The sequence below is a fragment of the Bradyrhizobium ontarionense genome (assembly GCF_021088345.1).
GTDB lineage: Bacteria > Pseudomonadota > Alphaproteobacteria > Rhizobiales > Xanthobacteraceae > Bradyrhizobium > Bradyrhizobium ontarionense.
Window position 1 is genome coordinate 576,921 of record NZ_CP088156.1, and the last position, 23,143, is coordinate 600,063.

Sequence of the window (23,143 nt, forward strand, 5' to 3'; positions counted from 1 at the left end):
TGATCACGCGCGCCGAGATCAAGAGGCAGGACGAATATCTGCTGCGGCAGCAGCATGACTTCCGCAGGGCCGCCGACATCGTCACCGATGCGCTGGCGAAGTTCGACGAGATCGAGGCGGTCGCGGTGATCGGTTCGGTCGCCAAGCCGCTGTGGAAGGAGGTGCCGCGCTTTCGCGACTTTCGCCACGCCGGCATCGAGGTCTGGCACGAATGCAAGGATGTCGATCTCGCGGTGTGGATCAGCTCGCAGCATCGGCTGGGCGACATCCGTCGCGCCCGCGATGGCGCCCTGGCCGCCGCCTACAAGGCCGGCACCGGGCCGAGCACGGCCAATCACCAGGTCGAGATCTTCCTGATCGAGCCGGGGACCGATCGCTATCTCGGCCGCCTCTGCAACTTCAACAGCTGCCCCAAAGGCAAGCCGAAATGCGAAGTTCCCGGCTGCGGCGAGATCGCCTTCAACGCGGTCATCGACGGCTTCGAACCCTATCCCGACCTGTTGGCATCAGCGGCCCACGCGACCTTGTATCGCCGCGGGCAGGGACGGCTGCGCTCGGCCCTCGACCTGCCGGGACCGATCGAGGATCGTGATTGAAACGCAGGCTTCGTGGCGAGCCAGTGGCGCGAGAGGGTCTCTTCGTGCCGTTCGAGCCGTGCGCCATCATCGATCATCTCGCGCGCGACGTCTCGGGCGTTTTCCTCGCCGGCCTGGTCTCGCAAGATGGTTGTCGGTTGCTGGAAATCTGGCATACGGGGCCCATGTCGAGCCACAGTCATTGGGCGTGCTTGGATTGCGAGCGTCGGTCTTGAGGAATTTTGCGTGATGACGATCGAAGACGTCGAGGCCCTGAAGCAGGCGATCGCCTCCGGCCGAACGCCGGCGTTTCTGCTGTTCTGGGGACACACCGCAAAGACGGACGAGATCGGCAAGCACGTGCTCAGCCAGTGGTGGCCGGCGGCGTTCTCGCTCGATGGCCGGACCTATGCGACCGCCGAGCACTACATGATGGCGCACAAGGCCGAGTTGTTCGGAGACCAGGAGACGCGCGACGCCATTCTGGCGGCGCCCGGTCCGTCGCAGGCAAAAACTCTCGGGCGGGCGGTGCGCGGCTTCGACGACGATCGCTGGATCGCACACCGGTTCGATGTCGCGGTGCGCGGCAATGTCGCCAAGTTTGGCCAGAACCCGGAACTCGCGGCGTGGCTGCGATCGACCGGCGACGCCGTGTTGGTCGAAGCGAGCCCGGTGGACCGCATCTGGGGCATCGGCCTCGCGGCCGATGACGCGCGGGCGCGCGAACCGGCGCGCTGGCGCGGCCTCAACCTGCTCGGCTTCGCGCTGATGAAGGTGCGCGCCGCGCTCCAATGAGCGCGACGCTCAGTCTTGCTCACAGCCGCGGATCGATCGGCTCGCTCTCCAGCGCCAGCACCGCGAACACGCATTCATGCACGCGCCGCAGCGGCTCGCGCGCGACGAAGCGCGTGAGCGCCTCGTGGCCGAGGGCGAATTCGCGCAAGGCGAGCTTGCGCTTGCCGTCGAGCTTGCGCTGGCGCAGCCGGATGATGTGCTCCGGCGCGTCGTATTCCGGGCCGTAGATGATGCGCAGATATTCTGACCCGCGCACCTTCAGCGCCGGCTGGATCAGGCCCTTCGGCCCGCGTGCGACGAAGTCTTTGGGCTTCACCACCATGCCTTCGCCACCGCCGGCCGTGAGTTGCTCCCACCAGGCGATGGCGTCCGCGACGGCCGCGTCATCCGCCAACGTCACCGTGCGCCAATGCGTGCGCGTGACGACCGACTGAGATGCGGCGGCGAGCCGATCGGCGATGCCCATGTGCCAGACATGATCCTGGTCGAACCAGACCCGGCCTTCGCTGGCCAGCAGATGGAACGGCGCGACCTTCAGATCATCGACGCCCGAGACCGGCCAGATATAGGGCGCCCAGGCCTCGCCATAGCGCGCCACACGCTGCACACGATCGCGAAAGTGATCGCCGAGTGCAGCGACGTCGAGCCCGCGACGGGCGGCGCGCGCCAGCGCTTCCGCCGCCGCACCGAGACCAGCGACCGATGACGCCGCGACCGGCGCATACTGGCTCTCGATCAGGCTGCCAGCCTTGGCCGACCACGGCATGATCTCGGCGTCGAGCAGAACCCAGTCGGATTGCAGCTCCTGCCACAGGCCGGCATCGTCGAAGGCCTGTCGCAGCCGCGCCAACAGCGCCTCGGTCATCGCGGCATCGTTGAAGAAGGCGCGCCCGGTGCGGGTCCAGATCGCGCCGCTCTCATCTCCGGCGATGTTGAAGCGGGCCTTCGCAACGTCGGTGCTCCGGCACAGCGCGATCACGGCGCGCGAGCCCATGTGCTTCTCCTCGCACACGACCTCGCTGACGCCGCGGTCACGGAAATGCGCGAACGCCTCCTCGGGCCGCTCCAGCCAGCCTTCGCGGGCGCTGGTCTCCGACGGCGACATCGTCGGCGGCAGGTAGGCCAGCCATTGTGGCGCGAGCGCGAACCGGCTCATGACTTCCAGCGCGGCGGCGGCGTTCTCCTCGGCGACCACCACGCGGTTCAACAAAGTGGTGTCGATCCAGCGCCGGCCGCTGACATCCGCGATGTCGAGCAGCTGGTCGGCCTCGGCCTGCGCCGAGACCGCGCCGGCGCGCGCGGCAAGCGGACGGATCGGCTCGCACCAGACGCGCTCGGCGTCGACGTCGACGATCTCGCGCTCGGGCCAGCGCAGCGCCGTGAGCCTGCCGCCGAATACGCAGCCGGTGTCGAGGCAGAGCGTGTTGTTGACCCATTCGGCGTTGAGCACCGGCGTGTGGCCGTAGACAACGCTGGTTGGCCCGCGATAGTTCGCGGCCCAGTCGGCGCGCACGGGCAGGCCGAACTCGTCGATCTCGCCGGTGGTCTCGCCATAGAGCGCGAACTCGCGTACCGCGCCGGAGCCGCGGCCGATCATCTCCTCCTTCAGCCCGGCATGCGCGACCGCGAGCCGGCCGCCATCGAGCCAGACATGGCTGCGCAGGCCGTCGAGGAACGCGGGCAGCGTGTCGCGGAAGCTGCGATCCTCGCTGGCGAGCTGATCGATCGTCGCCTGCAGCCCATGCGCGATCGTAACCTTGCGCCCGGCAAGCCAGCGTCCGAATTTGCGGTCGTGGTTGCCCTGCACGGCATAGGCGGTGCCGGCCGCAACCATGCTCATGATGATGCGCAGCACGTCGGGCGATTGTGGGCCGCGGTCGACGAGATCGCCGACGACAACGAGCTTGCGGCCGGCGGGCGGTGTCACCGTGACAGTGCGATGGCCCGTGGCCTCGCTCCATGTCACCTGGTAGCCGAGCTTCGCCAGCAGCGCCTGCAATTCGCTAGCGCAGCCATGGATGTCGCCGACGATGTCGAACGGACCATTGTCGTGGCGCTTGTCGGTCCACAGTGGCTGCCGGGCGATGGTCGCGGCCTCGATACGCTCGACGCTGTCGAGCTTCCAGACCTGGCGGAAACCCTCGCGCTGCAGGCCACCGAGGCCGCGGCGGATTTCCGAGACCATGCGCTGCACCACCGGGCCGCCGAAAGTGCGCTCCGGCCGCGTCTTGTTTCTGTCGATGCAGATGTCGATGCCGGGATCGAACACGATCGCGACCGGCAGCGCATGCCATTTGCGCGCCAGCTCCACCCAGCCCTTGCGGTCGGCGGGGCGCACATTGGTGGCGTCGATCACCGCAAGCCTGCGATGCTTGAGCCGCCGGCCGGCGATCTCGCGCACGATGTCGAAGGCGTCGGCCGACACGCTCTGATCGGTCTCGTCGTCAGCAACCAGCGCGCGGCAATGATCCGAGGAGATCACCTCGGTGGGAAGGAAGTGACTGGCGGCGAAGGTCGACTTGCCGGAGCCGGTCGAGCCGATCAGCACGACCAGCGAGAAGTCGGGAATTTCGATGTTCATGAATTTGCTCAGCGGGTGAAGACGGCCATCTGGGTCGGCGCGCCCAACGTTTCGTCGTGATGGCCGATGCCGGAGACGGCGACTTGATAGTTGAAGCTTGTGCAGATGCGTTGCGCCCAATCGGCGAATTCGGCGCGCGTCCACTCGAAGCGGTGATCGCGATGGCGGAACTGACCGGCGGGAAGGCTCGGAAACAACGCGTTGTAGTCGGCGTTCGGCGTGGTCACGATGACGGCGCGCGGGCGCGCGGCGCCGAACACGACGCGCTCGACCAGCGGCAGCCGGTCGGGATCGAGATGCTCGATCACCTCGACCAGCGCCGCGGCGTCGGCGCCGGCCCAGCGGTCGTCGCGATAGGTCAGCGAGCCATGCAGCAGCGTGATACGGCCCTCCTGAGGGCCGCCCGGCAAGCCCAGCTTCAGCCGCTTGGACGCGCGCTCGAGCTCGCGGGCGGCGGGATCGAGCCCGATCACGCGCTCCACCCAGCGCTCGCGGACGAGAAGCTGCAGCAGCTTGCCTTCGCCGCAGCCGAGATCGGCGATCGTCTTGGCGCCGGTGGCGCGCAGCGCCTCGACGGCGGCGGCCATGCGCAGGTCATTGAGCCGGATCGGCGTCTCCAGCGTGTCCTCGGTCTCGCTGCGCGCATCGGGATCGAGCGCCTCATCCTGCGTCTCCGGCGCCAGCCGCGCCAGCGCCGCGCGTGCGAGCACGCCGCGATGGCGCAGGTAGCGGCGCACGATCAGCTCCTTGGCCGGATGCGCGTCGAGCCAGCCTTCGCCGCGCTTGAGCAGCTTGTCGATCTCCTCATCGCCGACCCAGTAGTGCTTGGCGTCGTCCATCACCGGGATCAGCACGTAGAGATGGTTCAAGAGCGCGCTGAGCCGGGCGCTGCCGCGCAAGGTCAGTCGGACATAGCGGCTCGATGGATCGCCCTGCGGTCCAGGCACCGGCGCCAGCTCCATTTGCCAGCCCAACGGCTCGAACAGCTGCCGCAGCACGGCTTCGCCGCCGCGCAGCGGCAGCGGCGTCACGACCGCTTCGAGCGGAATGGCGCTGTCGGCGAGCTCCTGGCGCGCGCTGCTGACGCCGTTCATCGCGGTCCGGAACGCCTTGTTCAAGGCGACGGAGAGGAAGGACGACGCGGCGTAGGGCCGGTCGTTGACATATTGATCGAGCAGCCCGTCGCTCTGGCCCTTGCCGCGCACGAGACCGATCGGATCGACGTCGAGCACCAGCGCCGCCTCGCAGCGGCTCTCGCTGGCCTCGGGATAGACGATCAGCGCCTTGCCATAGGTGAGCGCGAGCTCATGCAGCCTGTCGGGATGCTTGTTGAGCAGGTAGCCGAGATCGGTGGCGGGCTGATGTGTCGTGGCGATGGACAGAAACATGGGGTCACTTATTCCTACTGAGTCACAACCGCCGTCATTCCGGGACAAGGCCGAGAGGCCTTGAACCCGGAATCTCGATATTGTCTTGCGTCCATTCCTGACAATCTCGAGATTCCAGGTTCAATCGTCAACGCGTCGCCGCTTCGCGCGGACGCATTGACGATTGCCCCGGAATGACGGCGAAACCACAACCGCCCAGCTCCTTGTGATGCAGGATGACTGAACCAATGCGCGCCGTCCGATCCACTTTGTGGAAGGAGACCCGGGCGCGTCTGTGACGCGTCCGGGTCCGTTATCGTCAATGCAGGGTGGCCCCGCGCAAGCTCTCCTCCTGCGCCGCGATCCAGGCGATCACGGCCTCGGAGAAGCCGTCGACCCGCGTCCAGGGCCCGTAACCGACCCCGTGCTGGTACGACGCCACGTTGACCATGGTCCCGCGCGCCTTCGGCGACGGCACCGCATCGTGGCTCTGCTCGTCGGTGAAGACAATCAGGCGGTCACCCCCACGGTCGATGTCCTTGACCGCACGGCCGAGATAGGTCCCGGAATGCGGCTGCGAACTGAGGATCGCATCGCGCAGCGCAAATCCCCGGCGCGGCGGCACCTTCACGACCTCATTGCTGAACGTGAAGATCTCCACCTCGTCGCAGACCTCGCGGGCGAGGATCGCCAGTCCGCAGGCCGCCTCCGCGCGCGTCATTTCCGACTGCGCGGACAGCCTCGCGAACATCGAGCCGGACACGTCGATCAGGAGCCGCGTGCGGCCGGGCAGCCGTGCGTAGCCCTTGATCGACCGGAGCATCGCGCCCTCGAGCTCGGGCTCGAAGTCGGGCGCATGCCGTGCCGCCGTGATGAAGCGATACGGCAGGACACGGTCCGTCCGCATCGTCTCGATCGCGGCCGCGATGGTTGCCCGCGGCACGCCCGCCTGCTGCATGAGGCGCAGGTTGCGCAGCAGCGCCAGCGCGCCGAGCCGCTTCTCAGCGAGCAGCCGCTCGAAGCTCGCGCGCTTGTCCGCGCCGGCCGAAAGCGCGACCTCCCAGGTGTCGGGCGAGGGCAGCTCGCCCTGGGCAAGCTGCTTCCACACTGCCTCCTGGGCGGCATCCTTCGGTCTGGCGTGCACCAGGAACAGGACGTCGCGGAGCCGCACCGGCCCCTCGCGATCATACTTCGCGAGCTGATAGGCGTCGAACTTCGCAAACGCCTTCGCCAGCCCCTTCTTGACCTGTGCCGAGACCGGCTGCCGCTTGCGCTGCTGCTGAGGACCGAGAGAATCCGCCCAGTAGATCGCGAGCAGCTCGGTCATCTCGTTCGGCCGCTGGATGATACGCGACAGCGTCTCGGCGACCAGCGCACGGTGCGACGGCAGCCGCGCCATCTCGCGGGCGACGAGCAGCGGCGCATGCCGCAGCTTCATCTCCTCGCGCGCACGGACCGCGAGATCAGTGACCTCGCGCGGTGCGACCTGGGGCACCAGCGCCTTGATGCGCTCGGCGATCGACACGCCGTCCTCGTAAAACTGGTCCTCCCACAGCAGGCAGCTCATCAGTGTACGCTGCAGCGCCTGTGCCGGCGCGAGCTGCCGGGTGCGCGCACCCTCATGGGTGAAGGCGCGCAGGGACTTGTTGAGCCTGACCATGATGGCCTCCTCTTGGGGTTGATGATGGATGGGGTGCCGGGGAACGGACGAGGCTGACCTGCCATTGCTGGCAACCACATGCTCGATCCGACGAGCTGCGGACGGATGACGTCCGGGAGGAGTCGAACCTCCAACCTTGTGGTCCCGAAGTAACAGCGCTCTTCACCACCGGCAGTGACGCATGATCGTCTCTTGCGAGCGATCATGCGTCAGGATGGACCACGCGCCGGGAACGGGCGAATGCTGAGCTCCGCTCCACTCGCGTGGACCGGACAGTGCTCTGCCGCTGAGCTACCGGCGCATGGAACGCCGGATGGGAGTCGAACCCACGACCTCTCGATTAGCAATCGAAGTATCAGCACTCTTCACCACGGCACGTGGAAGGGGTGGGCGGGGAATCGACGATGCTGTTGCTGCCCCACCCATAATAGGCGTTCACGCATTGAGATGGACCACGAGCCGGGAACGGGCGATGACTGAGATCCGGTCCAGTTGCGTGGACCGGAAAGCGCTCTGACCTCTGAGCTACCGGCAGAACGCCGGGCGGGATTCGAACCCGCGACCTCTCGCGTGGAAGGCGAAGTAACAGTCATCTTCACCACGGCTCGTGGATTGGTTCGGCGGGGAATAGGCGATGCTGTTGCTGCCCCATCGGGGCGCTCGGGTTTCAGACGAAGTAACAGACATCTTCACCACCGCCTGGCCGCTCGGCCGTAGCCGGGCGACGATTGATGGCATGCTGGGGAACGGGCGATCTCGGCGGTTCGACAATCGATGGCAGGTTCAGCTTGAAGCCTTAACCGAGACCCGCGACACGCCCATCTTGCCGGATGGGCTCCACGGTACGATCGACTGACGGCGGCTTGTCGCCGCAGGGGAGGCGAAGGAGCCGATATCTTCACCACCAGCATCTCCCGGCCGCGGACGGCCGGGATTTGAATAACGTTTCTATGCGGCGCTGGACTGCGCCGCGAATTGCGAGCTCCAAGGAGCTCGCTCTGTCATCGGTGTCCGGCGCTCACGCCTTCGTTCCCTCCGACAGGCCCCGCGCGCTTGGGCGCGCGCATCACCTGCGCGAGCCCCGGGATCCGGGTCTCCCGTTCCGGCTGATCGCCGGGACTTCTGTTGGTTTCGCCGTGCAGCCATCTCGCGTGAGGGCAATAAAAAACCCTCCGGAGCGGCTGGCTCGGGAGGGTCCGTGTGATGCGGACTGTCGATCCTGGCTTACGCAAGATCGTTCCCATGAGCCTGGCGTGCGCCATCCGTCGGCATGACGCCGTTGGACGGACGAATGAGATGTTCATATCTGCAGGACATCGTCGTGCTCATGATCGGTTGCGAACCCAGATGTTCGCGAGGTCGCGGCATGTACGCTGGTTTGTTGTTGCTGTCAACAGCGTGATGCGCGCGATCGGCGATCGGCCTTGATCTGCCACAACACGCACGGACCATGGCGGGCCTATTCATGTCCGGCGAAGAGAAGTTCGAACGCGCGAGTGCTGCCCGATGAATCGACGTCACGTCCTGATAGGCGCGGGCGGCATGATTGCCGCGGCCTCACTCGGCGCCGTTGCCTGGCGCGAGGCCACGGGAACGATGACGGCGTACGATGACTACAATACGCGACTGCGCGCGCCGCTGTCGCCAGACATCGCCGACGTGATCCGTCTCGCGACGCTCGCCGCCAACAGCCACAACACCCAGCCGTGGCGCTTCCGCCTGACGCGCGATGTCATCGACATCCTGCCGGATCTGTCGCGCCGGACGCCGGCGGTCGATCCCGACGACCATCATCTGTTCGTCAGCCTCGGCTGCGCCGCCACCAACCTCGCGATTGCGGCGACCGCGAGCGGTCGTCCGGGCGAGGTGACGATCGACGGACAGACGGTGCGATACAGCTTCACCGGCGGTCAGCCGCATGATGACCCGCTGCTTGCGGCGATCCTCCGCCGGCAGTCGACTCGGTCCGAGTATGATGGGCGCGCCGTTGCGAGCGCAGATCTCGCGGCGCTGCAGGCCGCGGCCGCCATGCCCGGCGTCGCTGTCGCTGTTGTCACCGAACGCGCCGCGGTCGCGAAGATTCGCGATCTCGTCGTCGCCGGCAACGATGCGCAGATGCACGATGCAGCCTTCATGCGCGAGCTGAAGAGCTGGCTGCGCTTCAATCCACGCAGCGCGATGGAGATGGGAGATGGTCTGTTCGCAGCCGCGAGCGGCAATCCGTCGCTGCCGACAGCGCTCGGTGGCATTGCCTTTGACCATCTCTTCAAGGCGGCGGCAGAGAATGACAAATATGCGCGCCAGATCGGCTCCTCGGCAGGCGTTGCGATCTTCACAGCAGACGCAGCCGATCCCTCGCACTGGATCAGGGTGGGGCAGGCCTGTCAGCGCTTCGCACTCGAAGCGACGCGGCTGGGGCTCAAGCTCGCCTTCATCAACCAGCCGGTCGAAGTGGCCGCGTTGCGTCCCGAGCTGGCCCGCTTGATCGGGACCAACAGGCGGCCGGATCTCGTGCTGCGCTTCGGCTATGGCCCCGCGCTGCCTTATGCGCCACGGCGGCCTGTCCCCGATGTGCTGGGTTCATGAGTCGTTCCTGTCAATCTTGACGGATTTGCGACTCGGTGCATTGCTTCTTGGCATGTTCGAGAACACCCGATTGGCACGCATGAGCGACGGGCATTATTGCCTGGTGCGCGACCTTGGCCTGGTTAAGGGCGGCAAGGGCATGCGCCATCATGAGGTCGTGGTCGATTTCAGCGCGCGTGGCATCAAGGTGTTCGCGAAGCAGGGCGCCTCGGCGCTGATGCACCGTGTCGCGGCGAAGCTGGCGCAGCATGGCGCCACGGCGAAGCTGCCGGCGCTGTTGCGCGTGCGCCTGCGCGAGCCGCAATAGCATCAGCGCTTCCGCCCGGGTTTGCGGCTGCGAGGCGTCGCGATCGACCGCTTCGGGCCGTAGGGGCTGTCTGGATTGACGTCGACCTCGACTTCAGCGACGCAATGTTGCGGCTGCCGGTGGCTGCTGCCGGAGTGCCAGCGTCCCTCGCGCAGCTCGACCTCGCTCATGTCAGCGACATCGAAGCACTTCCATTGTCCGCCGGGAGGCAATCCCCGGCTCGCGCCGCCCGCGAACTGGAACGCCAGCACGCGCTCGCGGCCCACGGTATGACCGAGGATGATCGGGCAGAGCGCACGGGCGAAACCGCGATACATGCACAGAATCTGCCGGCGCGCGATCATCGCCTGTATGATCAGCTGGTAGGTTGCACTCGGCATGCCGGCTTTCTGCACGTGGTGACCAAATAAGACCGGCTCGCCCGCCCTGGTTCCGCATACACCTTGCGGCGCTGCCATCAGGCCCTAGATTGGATCGATCAACGCGAGCGCGAGCAAGCCCATCATGTCCGACCTCTCCAGCTTCCCCATCACGACGCGCTGGCCGGCGCAGCATCCCGACCGCATCCAGCTCTATTCGCTGCCGACGCCGAACGGCGTGAAGGTCTCGATCATGCTGGAGGAGACGGGGCTGGCCTACGAGCCGCACGCGATCGATTTCGGCAAGGACGATCAGAAGACGCCGGAGTTTCTCTCGCTCAATCCGAACGGCAAGATCCCGGCGATCATCGATCCCGACGGTCCCGGCGGCGAGCCGCTCGGCCTGTTCGAATCCGGTGCGATCCTGCAGTACCTTGCCGAGAAGACCGGAAAATTCCTCCCGGCCGATCCGGCGCGGCGCTGGCAGACGCTGCAATGGCTGCATTTCCAGATGGGCGGCATCGGGCCGATGTTCGGCCAGCTCGGCTTCTTCCACAAATTCGCCGGCCGTGAGTACGAGGACAAGCGGCCGCTGCAGCGCTACGTCGCGGAATCCAGGCGGCTGCTCGGCGTGCTCGAAGCCAGGCTCGACGGCCGGCAGTGGATCATGGACGACGACTACACCATCGCCGACATCGCGAGCCTCGGCTGGGTGCGCAACCTGATCGGCTTCTACGGCGCACGCGAGATCGTCGCCTTCGATGAGCTGACGCATGTCCCGGCTTGGCTCGAGCGCGGCCTGGCGCGGCCGGCCGTGCAGCGCGGGCTGGAGATCCCGAAGCGGCCGTGATCGTCAGCGAGGCGGATTTCGAACGTTGCATGGACGAGGTGTTGTCCGCGCCCGCGGTGGCGGGTGATGGCGTGCTCGGCCCGGACAGCGTGATGTGGCGTGTGCATCGCGAGGCGGCGTTGTTTCTCGGCGCCGGCCGCGCGCTGCTGCTGCAGCTCGCCCATCCCTGGGTCGCGGCCGGCATCGCCGAGCAGTCGAAAGTCTTCGCCGATCCGCTCGGCCGTTTCCATCGCACGTTCGGCATCGTCTACACGATGGTGTTCGGCACCCGTGCGCAGGCGGTCGCGGTGGCGCGCCGGCTTTACCGGCGTCATGCCGCGGTCGACGGCGTCATGCCGGAGACCGTCGGACCGTTCGCGGCCGGCTCACGCTTTCTAGCCAACGATGTCGATGCGCTGCGCTGGGTTCATGCGACCTTGGTCGAGACAGCGATGATGTCGTACGGCCTGTTGTGTCCGCCGCTGACCGCAGCCGAGCGTGAGCAATATTGGAGCGAGGCGACGCGCTTCGCGCGCCTGTTCGGGATTCCGCAAGAGGTGCTGCCGCCGGACTGGGATGCGTTCAAGGCCTACACGGCTGACATGATGGACTCCGAGACGCTCACCGTCGGTCCCGCGGCGCGCGACATCGCGCAGCGGATCTTCTCCGGTGAGGCGACCTGGATCGGACCGCCGCGCTGGTTCACCGCGCTGACCGCCGAGATGCTGCCGGAGCGCCTGCAGCTGGCGTTCGAGTTGCCCTACGGGATGCGCGAGCGCCGCAGCGCCGCGCGTGCGCGCGTCTGGCTGCCGCGCGCCTATGGATTGCTACCGAACCGGCTGCGCACCGTCGGCCCCTATCAGGAAGCGCTGGCGCGCATCCGCGGCGACGACTGTCCGCTGTTCACGCGCCTGCTCAACCACGCCTGGATCGGCCAGTCGCGCATGCCCGCAGCAAGCACCGATCGCAACGGATCGCCGCGTCGAGCCCACAGCTGAAGGTGCTTTCGGCAGGACCTGACCGGCAACCTGTGATCGAGTTCATAGAGCCCCCTGATCGCTTGCACTACGATGTCGGCCCCAACCTTTACGCGCGGGAGTATCCCATGGATGCATTGACGCTCCTGATCATCCGTCACGCCGAGAAGCCCGATGGTGACGCGACCGGCCCCGGCCTGACGCACCTGGGCAAGCCGGATGCGAAGTCGCTGGTGATCTCCGGCTGGGAGCGGGCAGGGGCCTGGACCGCACTGTTCGGCGCCGGATTGGGCGGAACGACCTATCCGGCTCCGCAGGCGGTCTATGCCGCCGATCCGGACAGCACCAAGGACGGCTCCGAGCCGAGCCGTCGGCCTTATGAAACGGTGCTGGAACTGGCCGCCCGTGTCGGGCTCGCCAAGCCGAACACGTCCTTCGCCAAGGGGCAGGAGGCGGCGCTGGTCGAGGCGCTGCTGCCGTTATCCGGTACCGTGCTGGTGGCGTGGGAGCACAAGGCGATCATCTCGGATATCCTGCCGCGACTGCCGGTGACCAATACCGGTGATCTCCCGACGCATTGGTCCGGCAAGCGCTTCGATGTCGTGCTGCGGTTCGATCGCGCCGCCGGGGAGATCGACTTCACCTTCACCGAGCTGTTCCCCTGCCTGATGCCGGGCGATTCCAACAAGCCGCTGAAGAACGATCCCATCGACGAATAATGAATGAGGAGGGCGGGCGAGCGTCACGCCGCGCGGGACGCTCCGTGGCATGCATCGTGTCCGTTATGCCAGCGCGATACGCTCGCGGTCGCGCGTCTCCTCGACCCAGGCATGGGCGGCGAACCATTCATGATAGATGCGGCAGTGCGGACAGTAAGCGCGTGAGAAGAATACGGGCGTGCGCTGAAAGCGCTCGGCATCCATTTCCATCCCCGTCTCGATGCTGCGGCCGGTCTGCGGACAACGTGTCATGATCTTGCCCATCGCGGTCTCCTGTTCGTGGGCCAGATACGCCGGGGATGCGAAGAAAATGTAATGCTCAGCCGACAGTTTCGTGGCAAAGGTCGGAGTGAATTCCGACTGCGGAACGAGTGGTGTCGGCCGCATCAAAAGCGAGTGAATCGCACTGCAAAATGCGGGGCCGATTGTCACAACATGGCACATCCGCAGCGGTCGGACACGATTGTTTGAGGGCGCGAGGCATGAGCATCACGATCTACGGAATCAAGAACTGCGACACGATGAAGAAGGCGCGCGCCTGGCTCGACGATCACGGTGTGCGTTACGAGTTTCACGACTACAAGACCGCCGGAATCGACAAGGCGACTCTCAAGGCATGGAGCGAGGAGGTCGGCTGGGAGGTGCTGCTCAATCGCGCCGGCACCACGTTCAAGAAGCTGCCCGACGCCGACAAGGACGGTCTCACCGAAAGCAAGGCGATCGCGCTGATGCTGGCGCAGCCCTCGATGATCAAGCGGCCCGTGCTCGATCTCGGCGGCAGGCGCGTGGTCGGCTTCAAGCCGGACGTCTATGCCAAGAACGTCAAGACAGCGAAGTGAGCATCACGGCTGCAGCGGCAGGGTGGGAGACCTTGCCGTTGCAGCCGGATCATGTCGTGCTATGCCGCGCTCTTGGCGTCGTTGCGGGGCGCTGTCAGCGGCCGTAACGGCCCGAACAGCATGCGCTGCTGCATCTCGTCGAACGTCTGGTCGGCGTTCTTCTCGGCCGTGAACAGCGACAGGATGACAGCTGTGCAGAACGACAACGGCATGCAGATGATGGCCGGGTTGCGCAGCGAGACGAACCACCACGCGTGCTCGATTTGCGCAAGCGGTTTGCCGAGCACGTCGACCTGGATGGTCGGCGACAGATAGATCAGAACCAGCGAACTCAGGGTGCCCACCAGGATGCTTGCCACGGCGGCGGAGGTCGTGAAGCGGCGCCAGGTGATGGCCAGAACCAGCGCGGGGAAGTTGGCGGCGCAGGCGATCGAGAACGCAAGGCCCGCCATGAACGCGACGTTCTGGCCCTCGAACGCAATGCCGAGCACGATGGCGAGGATCGAAATCGCGATCGTGGCGACGCGCGCCACTTTGAGCTGTTCGGCTTCCGGCGCGGTGCCATTCCTGACCACGTTGGTCCAGACGTCGTGGCAGACCGTGGCGACACCCGAGAGCGTCAGGCCGGCGACGACGGCGAGCATGGTTGCGAAGGCGACGGCGCAGATGAAGCCGAAGAAGGCATTGCCGCCGACGGCCAGTGCGAGCAGCGGCGCGGCCATGTTGCCGCCGCCACCGGCTTTTGCGACCGCCTCCGGGCCAACCAGGACCATCGCGCCGAAGCCGATGATGAACACCATGAGGTGAAACACCCCGATCAGCCCGGTTGCGTAGAGGATCGATAGCCGTGCGGCCTTGGAATCCTTCACCGTATAGGCCCGCATCAGGACGTGCGGCATCGCCGCGGTCCCGAACATCAAACCAAGACCGAGAGAAATGGCGTCCCATTGCCCTGACACGACCTTGGATCCGGGCTGCAGGACCTTGACGCCATATTTGTCCGAGGCGGCGGCGAACAGCTCGAGCGGATTCATGTGGAAATGCGTCAGCACCAGAGCCGCGAGCACGACGCCGCCGGCCATCAACAGGGCCGCCTTCACGACCTGCACCCAGGTGGTCGCCAGCATGCCGCCGAACAGCACGTAGACCAGCATGACGCTGCCGACCAGCACGACGGACCAGGTGTAGGGCAGGCCGAACAACAGCTTGATCAGCGATCCCGTCGCGACCATCTGCGCGATCAGATAGAACAGGATCACGGCCAGCGTGCCGATGGCGCCGGCAAGGCGCACCGGTCGCTGGCGCAGGCGATAGGCAACGACGTCGGCAAAGGTGAATTTGCCGACATTGCGCAACGGCTCGACGATCAGGAACAGGATGATCGGCCAGCCGACCAGCCATCCGATCGAGTAGATCATGCCGTCGAAACCGTTCGAGGTGACGATGCCGGCGATGCCGAGTAGCGCACCTGCGCTGAGGAAATCGCCGGCCAGTGCCCAGCCGTTCTGCCAGGGTGTGACTTCGCCACCGGCGGCGAAGAAATGCTCGGTCGTGCGGGTGCGTCGCGCGGCCCAATAGGTGATCAGCAGCGTCAAGGCCATGAAGGCGAAGAAGAAGCCGATCGAAAGCATGTTGTTGCCCATCTGCGTGGCTCCTAGCGGTTCAGGTCGCGAATGCCCGCATCGAAGACGCGGTTCGCCCACAGCACGTAGACGAGGCAAAGCAGGAACGAGGTGATGATGACGAGCGGACCGAGCACGATGCAGAGCGACAGGCCGGGCGCGATCATGGTTCCGAGCAGCGGCTTGTCGAACGCGAACAGCCCCATGAAGCCGAAATAGACCAAGATCATGGCTGCGCTCATGATGAGTCCGAGCGAAAGTCGTCTCTTGGCCAGAGCGACGCCGCGCGGCGCCGGATCGGCCTGACTACGAATCTTGGCGTTCACATTGCCCCCTCTTGTCAGCTGCACGCCGGCTGTCCCAGTTCAGCGAAAGCAGGCGAAACCAGCTTCAGTCGCGCTTGGGGCAAAGGGAACTACGCATTTTTGCAATCCGCCGTGCGCGGCTCCGGCATGCTCTCTGCGAGGGTCGCGCTCTCCGCAAGCGTCACCTGCATGTCCGGATCCTGTTTCAGGGTGTTCTTCAGGAATGACCTGACGGCGCGAATGCGCGGCGCGAATTGCAGGTCGCTGTGAACGTTGAGCCAGACCTCGCGGGTGGTCGCGGCGATGCCGGGGAGAACCGGAACGAGGTCCGGGCGGTCAACCGTGGCGAAGCTCGGCAGCAGCACGATGCCGAGGCCGCCGGCGGCGGCGTTCATCTGCGCGATCATGCTGTTGGAATGGAAGGCGATGCGCGGCTGATCGATGATGTCGGCGAGCCAGCGCACCGAATCCACCTGGATCAGGTCCTCGATATAGGACACGAAGCAATGATCCTGCAGTGCACGCAGGCTGGCGGGCGTGCCGTGATGATCGAGATAGCTTCTGCCCGCAAACAGGCCGAGCCGAAACTTGCCGATGCGCTCGGAAATCAGGCCTGGACCTGGAGGTTGAAAAAACGAAACGAACAGATCGGCCTCGCGCTTGTGGACGTAGACCGTCTGCGCCGAGGTCACGAGTTCGACGGTGAGCCGTGGCGCCAGCCGGCGCAGTTGGCTGAACCGTTGCGCGAGATACAGCGAGGCGATGCCTTCCATGGTCGCAAGCCGCACGGATCCCGTCAGTTCCTGGGTGTCGCCGGCGCTGGTCTCTTCGTGGATGGCGATCACGGCGCTTTCGATCCGCTCGGCATGGCGCAGCAGCCGCTCGCCGGTCTCGTTGAGCTTGAGGCCGGTGCGGTGGCGTTCGAACACGGCAATGCCGAGCGAGGCCTCCATCTGCGCGATGCGCCGGCTCACGGTCGAATGGTCGAGGCGCATGCGCTTGGCGGTCTGGCTCAGATTGCCGGCGCGGGCGGCATGCAGGAAGACCCGCAGATCGTCCCAATTGAGGGTGTCAAACATCGCGACCTTCCATCTGTTTCAACGCGTCTTCAGCCAGCAGACTGCCGCAGAATACTGCAAGTCCCGTTCCAGGCTCGGCGGCGGAATCGTGGAGTAAGGAGTAGATGGCTCCGATCCTCCGCAACGGGCCTTGCGACAATTCCTGTGTGGCTCGGCGAGACGAAGGTGATAGCGCTCCGATCCCCGAAAGACCCAAAACCAAGTTCGAGACCGGACCATTTCATGCTTCCCCGCTTCAAGGCTGCCGCCGTTCATGCCGCCCCCGTCTTTCTCGATCGGCAGGCGACCACCGAGAAGGCCGTCGCGATCATGCGCGAGGCCGCCAAGGCCGGCGCCGAACTGGTGGCATTTCCCGAGACCTATATTCCAGCCTTTCCGGTCTGGGCCGCGCTGTGGGCGCCGATCGACAACCATGACTTCTTCGTCCGCATGGCGGAGCACTCGGTGCTGGCGGACGGACCCGAAGTGGCGCGGATCTGCGCGGAGGCGCGGGCGCTGGGAATCATGGTTTCGATCGGCATCAGCGAGCGCTCGCCTGTCAGCGCCGGGGGACTATGGAATTCGAATCTCTTGATCGGCGAAGACGGGGAGATCCTGGTCCATCACCGCAAGCTGGTGCCGACATTCTACGAAAAGCTGATCTGGTCGTCGGGCGACGGCGCCGGCCTGAAGGTCGCGGACACCCGGATCGGTCGGATCGGCGGCCTGATCTGCGGCGAGAACACCAACCCGTTGGCGCGCTATGCGTTGATGGCGCAAGGCGAACAGGTGCACATCTCGAGCTGGCCGCCGATGTGGCCGACGCGCCGGCCGAGCGGCGGCGGTAATTTCAACAATGTCGCCGCCAACCGCATCCGCGCCAGCGCGCATTGCTTCGAGGCCAAGGTGTTCGGGATCGTCACCGCCGGCTACATGGACGCTGCGATGCGTGATGAGCTGATCGCGCGCGACCGCACCATTGCCGACGTCATCGATCAGACCCCGCGTGCAGCAAGCTTCTTCGTCGATCCGACCGGCGAGGTCGTCGGAGATCTGCTGCAGGACGACGAAGGCATCGCCTATGCCGAGATCGACCTCAATCGGTGCGTGGAGCCGAAGCAGTTCCACGATGTGGTCGGCTACTACAACAGGTTCGACATTTTCGACCTCTCGATCAATCGCACCCGGCTGACGCCGGCAAAATTTCACGACGATGCACCGTCCGCCGCTTCGACCACGCCGACGCCTGCTGATGCCGTCACCCCAGGCGCGATGCAAAAGCCGGAAGGAAGCAGCGGCCGCTGATCCCGGCGCAGACCATGCACGCAGGTGTCGACGGTGGTCCTGCGCACGCCGAAGGCCGCGACGTAGGGAGCTCCCCGCCGCCGGGAGACTTGTCGCCAAAAGCAAAAAAACGGAGCGTCACGGCCGTCTTTTGGGGTGGCAACGTGGAGATCTGCGGAAAGCTGTTGCCCGAAACCAGTGATTGAGCGACAATCTGTAGCGCTACAGAGCTCAATCGCAAGGACGGATCATGGACGCGAGCCTCCCCGAACTCGGCGACCTCGAACGGGAGGTCATGCAACTGGTCTGGGAGCATGGTCCGGTGACGGCCGAGACCGTCCGCGAGAAGCTGTCGCGCAAGCTCAAGGAATCGACCGTGCGCACGGTGCTGCGCCGGCTGGAAGAAAAGACCTATGTGACCCACACGGTCGACGGCCGCACCTATGTCTATTCCGCCGCCGAGCCGCGCGCGCGGGTGGCCGCCAAGGCGGTGCAGCGCATCGTCGACTGGTTCTGCAACGGCTCCGTCGAGGAGGTGCTGGTCGGCATGGTCGATAATGCGATGCTGGACCAGCGCCAGTTGCAGGCGCTCGCCGACCAGATCGCCAAGGCCAAGAACGACAAGTCGTCAGGCAAGCCAACGGGCAAGTCAATGGGAAGGTCAACGGGCGGGAGGAAATGATGCTCGCTGTTCTGGCGGAAGCGGCGCTTCGCACCGTCCTGCTGGGAAGTGCCGTCGCGTTGGGCTTGCGGCTGTGCCGTGTGCGCCATCCGCAGCTGCAGATGACGGCCTGGCTGGTGGTGCTGCTGGCGTCGCTGGCGATGCCGCTCGCCATGCATTGGACCACCGTCACGGTCACCGTCCGGTCCGCCGCGGCGCCGTCCGGTCCGCCCACCTGGCTGCCGGACGATGCCGCGCTCTCGGCCGCGACGCTCGCACCTGTGCCGGACGATGCCGCCAATGCGCCGGTTGCGCCGGTGGCGGCCGAGACCACCGTAAGCCCGTGGACCGTCGCGACGCTGGTCTATCTCACGGTTGCCGGCTTCATGCTGCTGCGCCTTGTCATTGGCCTCGTCCTGACGTGGCGGCTGGTTCGCAGGGCCGAGCCGCTCCCAGGACCGGCGAAGCTGCGTCTGAGCGAGGCGATCGCGAGCCCGGTCACCATCGGCTCGACCATCCTGGTGCCGGCGCAATGGCGGTCGTGGGATGTGAAGAAGCAGGCCGCGGTGCTGGCCCACGAGGCGTCCCACATCGCCAACCGTGATTTTCATGTGCTGGTGCTGGCGGCGGTCAACCGCGCGCTGTTCTGGTTCAGCCCGTTCGCCTGGTGGCATCATCGCCGGCTGGCCGAGCTTGCCGAGATGATCAGCGACTCCAGCGCCATCGAGGCACTGGACGATCGGGTCTCCTATGCCGAGATCCTGCTCGACATCGTGCAGGCGCCGCGCGGAAGCACGGTGGCGCTGGAGATGGCGCGGCCGTCGACGGTGCTGGTGCGGATCGAGCGCATCCTGTCGGAGGCGAGCCTCCTGCCCAGGATTGCGCCGAGCCGCCGTGTCGCGCTGGCCGCGCTGCTCGTGCCGCTCGCGGTGCTGTCCGGACTTGCCATCACGACGCGGACGCAGATGGCCTCCGCCAAGGCCGTGCCTGGCGCGAGCGATCTCGGCAGCCCGGCGCAGCGGGCGGAGCGCGTCACCTTCTATGCGCTGGGCTCGCACGGCGTGTTTGCGGTCTCGCGGCACGGAGATGCGCTGTACGGCCAGCTGACCGGTCAGCGCCGGCTGCGGCTCGCCTCGGCCGCGCCCGGCCACTACGCCTATGCCGACAATGCGGGTCTGCTCAGTTTCGTCATGGATGAGCGTCCGCCCAACGATCTCGTGCTGCATCAGCTCGATCGCGATCTGCAGGCCGCGCGCATCACCGAGTTCGCACCGTGCGATGGTCAGTTCGAGACGTCGAACGGCGACGACTATGCCGGCTGGTACGAGCTCAACGCGAACCGGGTGCTCACGGTCAGTGCAGCCTCAGGCGGTTTGCAATTGTCGGAAACCGGGCGCGGCAGCTTCGCCGTGACGGCCGATTGCACCGATTCATTCTCCAGCAAGAACGAGGACCTCCTGCTGTTCCTGCGCGACGGCAAGGGCAGGGTGACGCGCCTTCTGGTCCAGGATCCGCTGCTCGGCGCGCGGGTGGCGCGCCGCATCGACGAGCCGCGCGCCAAGGCGATCGAGGAGACGTTTGCGCGGCGCATCGCGGAGGTGCCGGACCGCTTCCGCGAGCAGGTTCCGACCCCCGGCAGCCGTGACATGGTGCTGCGGGGAATCGCCGATCTCCGACGTGGAGAGCCGAACTACGCGCTCATGAGCCCGTCGCTGGCTGCCAACATTCGTCAGCATGCGACCTGGCTGCAGACCACGTTCAAGACGCTTGGCGAGGTGGAGACGATCTTCTTTCGTGGTGTCGGATCCGGCGGCTACGACATCTATGGCGTGAAGTTCGCCAATGGTGCCGCGGAATTCCGCCTGCTGATGACGCCGGACGGCAAGGCCGACGACGTGATCTTCCGTCCCGATGGCAATCAGGCGCCGGGCGAGGTGCTCGACTGCGCCAGCGAGGCGAACTTGCGGGCACGGCCTGATGCGACGCCGATCCGGCTCACGGTCTATAATGCGAGCCGGCAGGAGGTTCAGCTGTACCGGCTGGATGACCGCGGCAAGCGGATCGCGCATGCGGCGATTGGCGACGACCTGTCGTCGTCCTTCACGACCGAGATCGGCAGCCCCTGGGTGGTTGCAGATGCGTCGGGGCGCTGCCTGGAGATCGTCATGCCGGGGCGGCGCACGCGCTTCCACACGGTCGAAGCCGCAGGGGCCGGCACGGCGGCGGATCATTTCGGCGAGCGGCGGTCGGCGCCGCTGCCGGACAGCGAGGCGAAGCTGCGCAACTACATCGAGACGATCGTGCGCGGCGAGCCGGACTACGCGCATATGACCGCGGAGGTCGCGGCCTATACGCGCCAGCAATTGGCGATGAACCGGGCCATCCTGGCCCGGCTCGGCGAGATCAGGGCCGTCAGCTTCCGCGGCGTCACCGCGCTCGACAGCGACATCTACATGGTCCACTTCGCCAACGGCACGGCTGAGTGGCGCATCGGCCTCGCCCGGAATGGCGGCATCGGCCGCATCGCGCTCGGGCCGTCCTTCTGATCTGCGTCACGCCGGCGGTTGCGACGTGAATATGTCTGCAGCCGCCGGGGCGCGCGTGGGCTGATCAATTCAGCCAACCCAATCCCGGCTTGAATTGAGCGACTTTAACGTTGCAAATAGTAGCGTTACTGATCGAAGCCTCGGCCTCAACGAGGATCTCGCGCGCGAGATCCTCGTTCTGCATACGCTCGACACCCGCATGGTCTCCGGCAGCGCCGATGACGTGGCTTCTGGCGTGACGAGTGACGGCTTGTCGCTGTCCGGCAGCCGCCGCTGCGGATCGCGTGTCTGATCAGTCATCGGCTGCTGCGCGGATGGCCGGCCGCTGCGCCGGAGAATTCTATGTGAGCGGGAGAAGGTAAAATCCTGCAACGCAAGGTGCGCGGTCTCGCCCGCGACGCCGTTGCCCAGCTTTCCGCCTTGCCTAACTCCCTCGATTGACGGCATATTCCGGCGCGAAGCGGTCGCGGTCGGCAACGGGAATCGTCCAGCCGTCCGGTAGAGCCGCCTTAAAGGAAGAAGCGAGGGCCTGGCGCTGTGTGCGCCGGCTCGGGGGGAATCTGTTTGGCTGACGAGTTCATTCTCGAGACCCACGGATTGACGAAGGAATTCGCGGGATTTTTTGCCGTTCGCGATGTTTCGCTCAAGATCCGCCGGGGCACCATTCACGCGCTGATCGGTCCGAATGGGGCCGGCAAGACGACGTGCTTCAACCTGCTGACCAAGTTCCTGCGGCCCTCCGCCGGTAAGATCCTCTATAAAGGTCAGGACATTACCGCGGTGGCCCCGGCCGACGTGGCGCGTCTGGGGCTGGTCCGTTCGTTCCAGATCTCGGCGGTGTTTCCGCACATGACCGCGCTGGAGAACGTGCGCGTGGCCCTGCAGCGCCAGCATGGCGCGTCGTTCGACTTCTGGCGCTCCAAGAGCGTGCTGAACCGCTTCAACGGCCGGGCGCTGGAGCTCCTGAACGATGTGGGCTTAAGCGAGTTCGCCCATACGTCGGCGGTCGAAATGCCCTACGGACGCAAGCGGGCGCTTGAGATCGCGACCACGCTGGCGCTCGATCCGGAGATGATGTTGCTGGACGAGCCGATGGCCGGCATGGGCCACGAGGACATCGACAAGATCGCGGCGCTGATCAAGCGCATTTCCGCCAAGTACACCATCCTGATGGTCGAGCATAATCTCAGCGTCGTCGCCAACCTCTCCGATACCATCACCGTGCTGACGCGCGGCCAGGTGCTGACGGAGGGGCCTTATTCGGAGCTTGCCAAGGACGAACGCGTCAAGGAAGCCTATCTGGGGGCCGGACATGCCTGAGGTGATGACGACCAACAAGCCCGAGGCGGCCGCTGCGGCCAGCGCCATTCTCGACGTGAAGAATCTCGAGAGCTGGTACGGCGAATCCCACATTCTCCACGGCATGAACTTCAACGTGAATGCCGGCGAGGTCGTCACCCTGCTCGGGCGCAACGGCGCCGGCAAGACTACGACCTTGAAGTCGATCATGGGGATCATCGGCAAGCGCACCGGCTCGGTCCAGTTCAACGGGCAGCAGCTCATCCGCATGACCTCCGACAAGATCGCGCGGCTCGGCGTCGCGCTGTGCCCGGAGGAACGGGGCATCTTCGCGAGCCTCGATGTGCGCGAGAACCTGTTGCTGCCTCCCGTGGTGCGGCCGGGCGGGCTCACGCTCGAACAGATCTTCGAGCTGTTTCCGAACCTGAAGGAGCGGCTCAAGAGTCAGGGCACCAAGCTGTCGGGCGGCGAGCAGCAGATGCTGGCGATCGCGCGCATCCTGCGCACCGGCGCAAGCTTCCTGATGCTGGACGAGCCGACCGAGGGCCTCGCGCCCGTTATCATCCAGCAGATCGGCCACACCATCGCGCGGCTGAAGAAGGAGGGCTTCACCATCCTCCTGGTCGAGCAGAACTTCCGCTTCGCGTCGACTGTCGCGGACCGCTACTACGTGGTCGAGCACGGCAAGGTCATCGACGGCTTTGCCAATGCCGACCTCGCGGCTAACATGGACAAGCTGCATACGTATCTCGGCGTCTGATCGGCGCCACCAAC

General features: G+C 65.8%; 22 protein-coding genes and 2 tRNA genes. 14 read left to right on the forward strand and 10 right to left on the reverse strand.

From position 1 onward, the window contains the following. Positions 1-2: 2 nt before the first annotated feature. Entirely contained in the window at positions 3-596 is a 594-nt protein-coding gene (locus LQG66_RS02375) for a hypothetical protein (RefSeq protein ID WP_345778952.1), read from the forward strand. 228 nt (positions 597-824) lie between these two features. Continuing rightward, a complete protein-coding gene (ybiA, locus tag LQG66_RS02380; protein ID WP_231323020.1) occupies positions 825-1,370 on the forward strand; it encodes a riboflavin biosynthesis intermediates N-glycosidase in 546 nt (181 codons plus the stop codon). 19 nt (positions 1,371-1,389) lie between these two features. Here the strand turns inward: ybiA and LQG66_RS02385 are convergent, their stop codons facing one another. The 5 genes from LQG66_RS02385 to LQG66_RS02405 form a co-directional block, all read right to left on the reverse strand. Beyond that, positions 1,390-3,951: a polynucleotide kinase-phosphatase gene (locus tag LQG66_RS02385; protein ID WP_231323022.1), complete on the reverse strand. Its 2,562-nt coding sequence runs from the start codon at positions 3,949-3,951 to the stop codon at positions 1,390-1,392. A gap of 8 nt (positions 3,952-3,959) precedes the next feature. Next, positions 3,960-5,339 (reverse strand): 3' terminal RNA ribose 2'-O-methyltransferase Hen1, encoded by a 1,380-nt coding sequence (locus tag LQG66_RS02390; protein ID WP_231323024.1) that lies wholly within the window; start codon positions 5,337-5,339, stop codon positions 3,960-3,962. 298 nt (positions 5,340-5,637) lie between these two features. Beyond that, positions 5,638-6,978: a TROVE domain-containing protein gene (locus tag LQG66_RS02395; protein WP_231323026.1), complete on the reverse strand. Its 1,341-nt coding sequence runs from the start codon at positions 6,976-6,978 to the stop codon at positions 5,638-5,640. A gap of 302 nt (positions 6,979-7,280) precedes the next feature. After that, positions 7,281-7,357, reverse strand: a tRNA-Ser gene (locus LQG66_RS02400). Positions 7,358-7,515: 158 nt separating this feature from the next. Next, a tRNA-OTHER gene (locus LQG66_RS02405) sits at positions 7,516-7,583 on the reverse strand. A gap of 29 nt (positions 7,584-7,612) precedes the next feature. On the opposite strand from LQG66_RS02405, the gene LQG66_RS02410 reads away from it, so the two are divergent. The 3 genes from LQG66_RS02410 to LQG66_RS02420 all read left to right on the forward strand — a co-directional run bounded on the left by LQG66_RS02410 (position 7,613) and on the right by LQG66_RS02420 (position 9,871). Beyond that, positions 7,613-7,834, forward strand: coding sequence for a hypothetical protein (locus LQG66_RS02410; protein ID WP_231323028.1), 222 nt, complete (start codon positions 7,613-7,615; stop codon positions 7,832-7,834). Between the two features lie 650 nt (positions 7,835-8,484). Beyond that, positions 8,485-9,564, forward strand: coding sequence for an Acg family FMN-binding oxidoreductase (locus tag LQG66_RS02415; RefSeq protein WP_231323030.1), 1,080 nt, complete (start codon positions 8,485-8,487; stop codon positions 9,562-9,564). Positions 9,565-9,643: 79 nt separating this feature from the next. Next, a complete protein-coding gene (locus LQG66_RS02420) occupies positions 9,644-9,871 on the forward strand; it encodes a hypothetical protein (RefSeq protein ID WP_042340837.1) in 228 nt (75 codons plus the stop codon). A 2-nt stretch (positions 9,872-9,873) separates the two neighbouring features. Here the strand turns inward: LQG66_RS02420 and LQG66_RS02425 are convergent, their stop codons facing one another. After that, positions 9,874-10,251, reverse strand: a complete 378-nt coding sequence (locus LQG66_RS02425; protein ID WP_231323032.1) for a hypothetical protein — start codon at positions 10,249-10,251, stop codon at positions 9,874-9,876. Between the two features lie 124 nt (positions 10,252-10,375). Between LQG66_RS02425 and LQG66_RS02430 the strand changes: the two genes are divergently transcribed. The 3 genes from LQG66_RS02430 to LQG66_RS02440 all read left to right on the forward strand — a co-directional run bounded on the left by LQG66_RS02430 (position 10,376) and on the right by LQG66_RS02440 (position 12,755). Beyond that, complete coding sequence (locus LQG66_RS02430; RefSeq protein WP_231323034.1) at positions 10,376-11,080, forward strand: glutathione S-transferase N-terminal domain-containing protein; 705 nt, start codon at positions 10,376-10,378, stop codon at positions 11,078-11,080. After that, positions 11,077-12,057, forward strand: a complete 981-nt coding sequence (locus LQG66_RS02435; protein WP_231323036.1) for an oxygenase MpaB family protein — start codon at positions 11,077-11,079, stop codon at positions 12,055-12,057. Before LQG66_RS02430 ends, LQG66_RS02435 begins: the two co-directional genes overlap by 4 nt. Positions 12,058-12,164: 107 nt before the next feature. After that, positions 12,165-12,755 (forward strand): histidine phosphatase family protein, encoded by a 591-nt coding sequence (locus LQG66_RS02440; RefSeq protein ID WP_231323038.1) that lies wholly within the window; start codon positions 12,165-12,167, stop codon positions 12,753-12,755. A gap of 63 nt (positions 12,756-12,818) precedes the next feature. Here the strand turns inward: LQG66_RS02440 and LQG66_RS02445 are convergent, their stop codons facing one another. Next, complete coding sequence (locus LQG66_RS02445; RefSeq protein WP_231323040.1) at positions 12,819-13,019, reverse strand: hypothetical protein; 201 nt, start codon at positions 13,017-13,019, stop codon at positions 12,819-12,821. 218 nt (positions 13,020-13,237) lie between these two features. Here LQG66_RS02445 and LQG66_RS02450 point away from each other — a divergent pair, with 218 nt between their 5' ends. Next, positions 13,238-13,594 (forward strand): ArsC family reductase, encoded by a 357-nt coding sequence (locus LQG66_RS02450; protein ID WP_231323042.1) that lies wholly within the window; start codon positions 13,238-13,240, stop codon positions 13,592-13,594. 59 nt (positions 13,595-13,653) lie between these two features. On the opposite strand, the gene LQG66_RS02455 is transcribed toward LQG66_RS02450, so the two are convergent. The 3 genes from LQG66_RS02455 to LQG66_RS02465 all read right to left on the reverse strand — a co-directional run bounded on the left by LQG66_RS02455 (position 13,654) and on the right by LQG66_RS02465 (position 16,600). Then, on the reverse strand, positions 13,654-15,237 hold the full coding sequence (locus LQG66_RS02455; RefSeq protein ID WP_231323044.1) for a solute symporter family protein: 1,584 nt from the start codon (positions 15,235-15,237) through the stop codon (positions 13,654-13,656). Between the two features lie 11 nt (positions 15,238-15,248). Then, on the reverse strand, positions 15,249-15,542 hold the full coding sequence (locus LQG66_RS02460; protein WP_425601324.1) for a DUF485 domain-containing protein: 294 nt from the start codon (positions 15,540-15,542) through the stop codon (positions 15,249-15,251). Positions 15,543-15,631: 89 nt separating this feature from the next. Next, entirely contained in the window at positions 15,632-16,600 is a 969-nt protein-coding gene (locus LQG66_RS02465) for a LysR family transcriptional regulator (protein ID WP_231323048.1), read from the reverse strand. 222 nt (positions 16,601-16,822) lie between these two features. On the opposite strand from LQG66_RS02465, the gene LQG66_RS02470 reads away from it, so the two are divergent. The 5 genes from LQG66_RS02470 to LQG66_RS02490 all read left to right on the forward strand — a co-directional run bounded on the left by LQG66_RS02470 (position 16,823) and on the right by LQG66_RS02490 (position 23,129). After that, positions 16,823-17,884, forward strand: a complete 1,062-nt coding sequence (locus LQG66_RS02470; protein ID WP_231323051.1) for a carbon-nitrogen hydrolase family protein — start codon at positions 16,823-16,825, stop codon at positions 17,882-17,884. A gap of 229 nt (positions 17,885-18,113) precedes the next feature. Next, positions 18,114-18,545 (forward strand): BlaI/MecI/CopY family transcriptional regulator, encoded by a 432-nt coding sequence (locus LQG66_RS02475; protein ID WP_231323053.1) that lies wholly within the window; start codon positions 18,114-18,116, stop codon positions 18,543-18,545. Next, entirely contained in the window at positions 18,545-21,070 is a 2,526-nt protein-coding gene (locus LQG66_RS02480; protein WP_231323055.1) for a M56 family metallopeptidase, read from the forward strand. Before LQG66_RS02475 ends, LQG66_RS02480 begins: the two co-directional genes overlap by 1 nt. A 564-nt stretch (positions 21,071-21,634) precedes the next feature. Then, the gene (locus LQG66_RS02485) at positions 21,635-22,390 is read left to right on the forward strand and encodes an ABC transporter ATP-binding protein (protein ID WP_231323057.1); all 756 of its coding nucleotides are present in this window, start codon (positions 21,635-21,637) and stop codon (positions 22,388-22,390) included. Continuing rightward, positions 22,383-23,129, forward strand: coding sequence for an ABC transporter ATP-binding protein (locus LQG66_RS02490; RefSeq protein WP_231323059.1), 747 nt, complete (start codon positions 22,383-22,385; stop codon positions 23,127-23,129). Before LQG66_RS02485 ends, LQG66_RS02490 begins: the two co-directional genes overlap by 8 nt. Positions 23,130-23,143: the final 14 nt, after the last annotated feature.

Bases quoted from the DNA above. Each gene is read 5' to 3' on its own strand.
- LQG66_RS02455 (WP_231323044.1), bottom strand. From the start codon at position 15,237: ATGGGCAACAACATGCTTTCGATCGGCTTCTTCTTCGCCTTCATGGCC.
- LQG66_RS02390 (WP_231323024.1), bottom strand. From the start codon at position 5,339: ATGTTTCTGTCCATCGCCACGACACATCAGCCCGCCACCGATCTCGGC.
- LQG66_RS02425 (WP_231323032.1), bottom strand. From the start codon at position 10,251: ATGCCGAGTGCAACCTACCAGCTGATCATACAGGCGATGATCGCGCGC.
- LQG66_RS02410 (WP_231323028.1), top strand. From the start codon at position 7,613: ATGCTGTTGCTGCCCCATCGGGGCGCTCGGGTTTCAGACGAAGTAACA.
- LQG66_RS02430 (WP_231323034.1), top strand. From the start codon at position 10,376: ATGTCCGACCTCTCCAGCTTCCCCATCACGACGCGCTGGCCGGCGCAG.
- LQG66_RS02475 (WP_231323053.1), top strand. From the start codon at position 18,114: ATGGACGCGAGCCTCCCCGAACTCGGCGACCTCGAACGGGAGGTCATG.
- LQG66_RS02420 (WP_042340837.1), top strand. From the start codon at position 9,644: ATGAGCGACGGGCATTATTGCCTGGTGCGCGACCTTGGCCTGGTTAAG.
- LQG66_RS02470 (WP_231323051.1), top strand. From the start codon at position 16,823: ATGCTTCCCCGCTTCAAGGCTGCCGCCGTTCATGCCGCCCCCGTCTTT.
- LQG66_RS02450 (WP_231323042.1), top strand. From the start codon at position 13,238: ATGAGCATCACGATCTACGGAATCAAGAACTGCGACACGATGAAGAAG.
- LQG66_RS02465 (WP_231323048.1), bottom strand. From the start codon at position 16,600: ATGTTTGACACCCTCAATTGGGACGATCTGCGGGTCTTCCTGCATGCC.
- LQG66_RS02480 (WP_231323055.1), top strand. From the start codon at position 18,545: ATGCTCGCTGTTCTGGCGGAAGCGGCGCTTCGCACCGTCCTGCTGGGA.
- LQG66_RS02490 (WP_231323059.1), top strand. From the start codon at position 22,383: ATGCCTGAGGTGATGACGACCAACAAGCCCGAGGCGGCCGCTGCGGCC.
- LQG66_RS02385 (WP_231323022.1), bottom strand. From the start codon at position 3,951: ATGAACATCGAAATTCCCGACTTCTCGCTGGTCGTGCTGATCGGCTCG.
- LQG66_RS02440 (WP_231323038.1), top strand. From the start codon at position 12,165: ATGGATGCATTGACGCTCCTGATCATCCGTCACGCCGAGAAGCCCGAT.
- ybiA (WP_231323020.1), top strand. From the start codon at position 825: ATGACGATCGAAGACGTCGAGGCCCTGAAGCAGGCGATCGCCTCCGGC.
- LQG66_RS02395 (WP_231323026.1), bottom strand. From the start codon at position 6,978: ATGGTCAGGCTCAACAAGTCCCTGCGCGCCTTCACCCATGAGGGTGCG.
- LQG66_RS02415 (WP_231323030.1), top strand. From the start codon at position 8,485: ATGAATCGACGTCACGTCCTGATAGGCGCGGGCGGCATGATTGCCGCG.
- LQG66_RS02445 (WP_231323040.1), bottom strand. From the start codon at position 13,019: ATGGGCAAGATCATGACACGTTGTCCGCAGACCGGCCGCAGCATCGAG.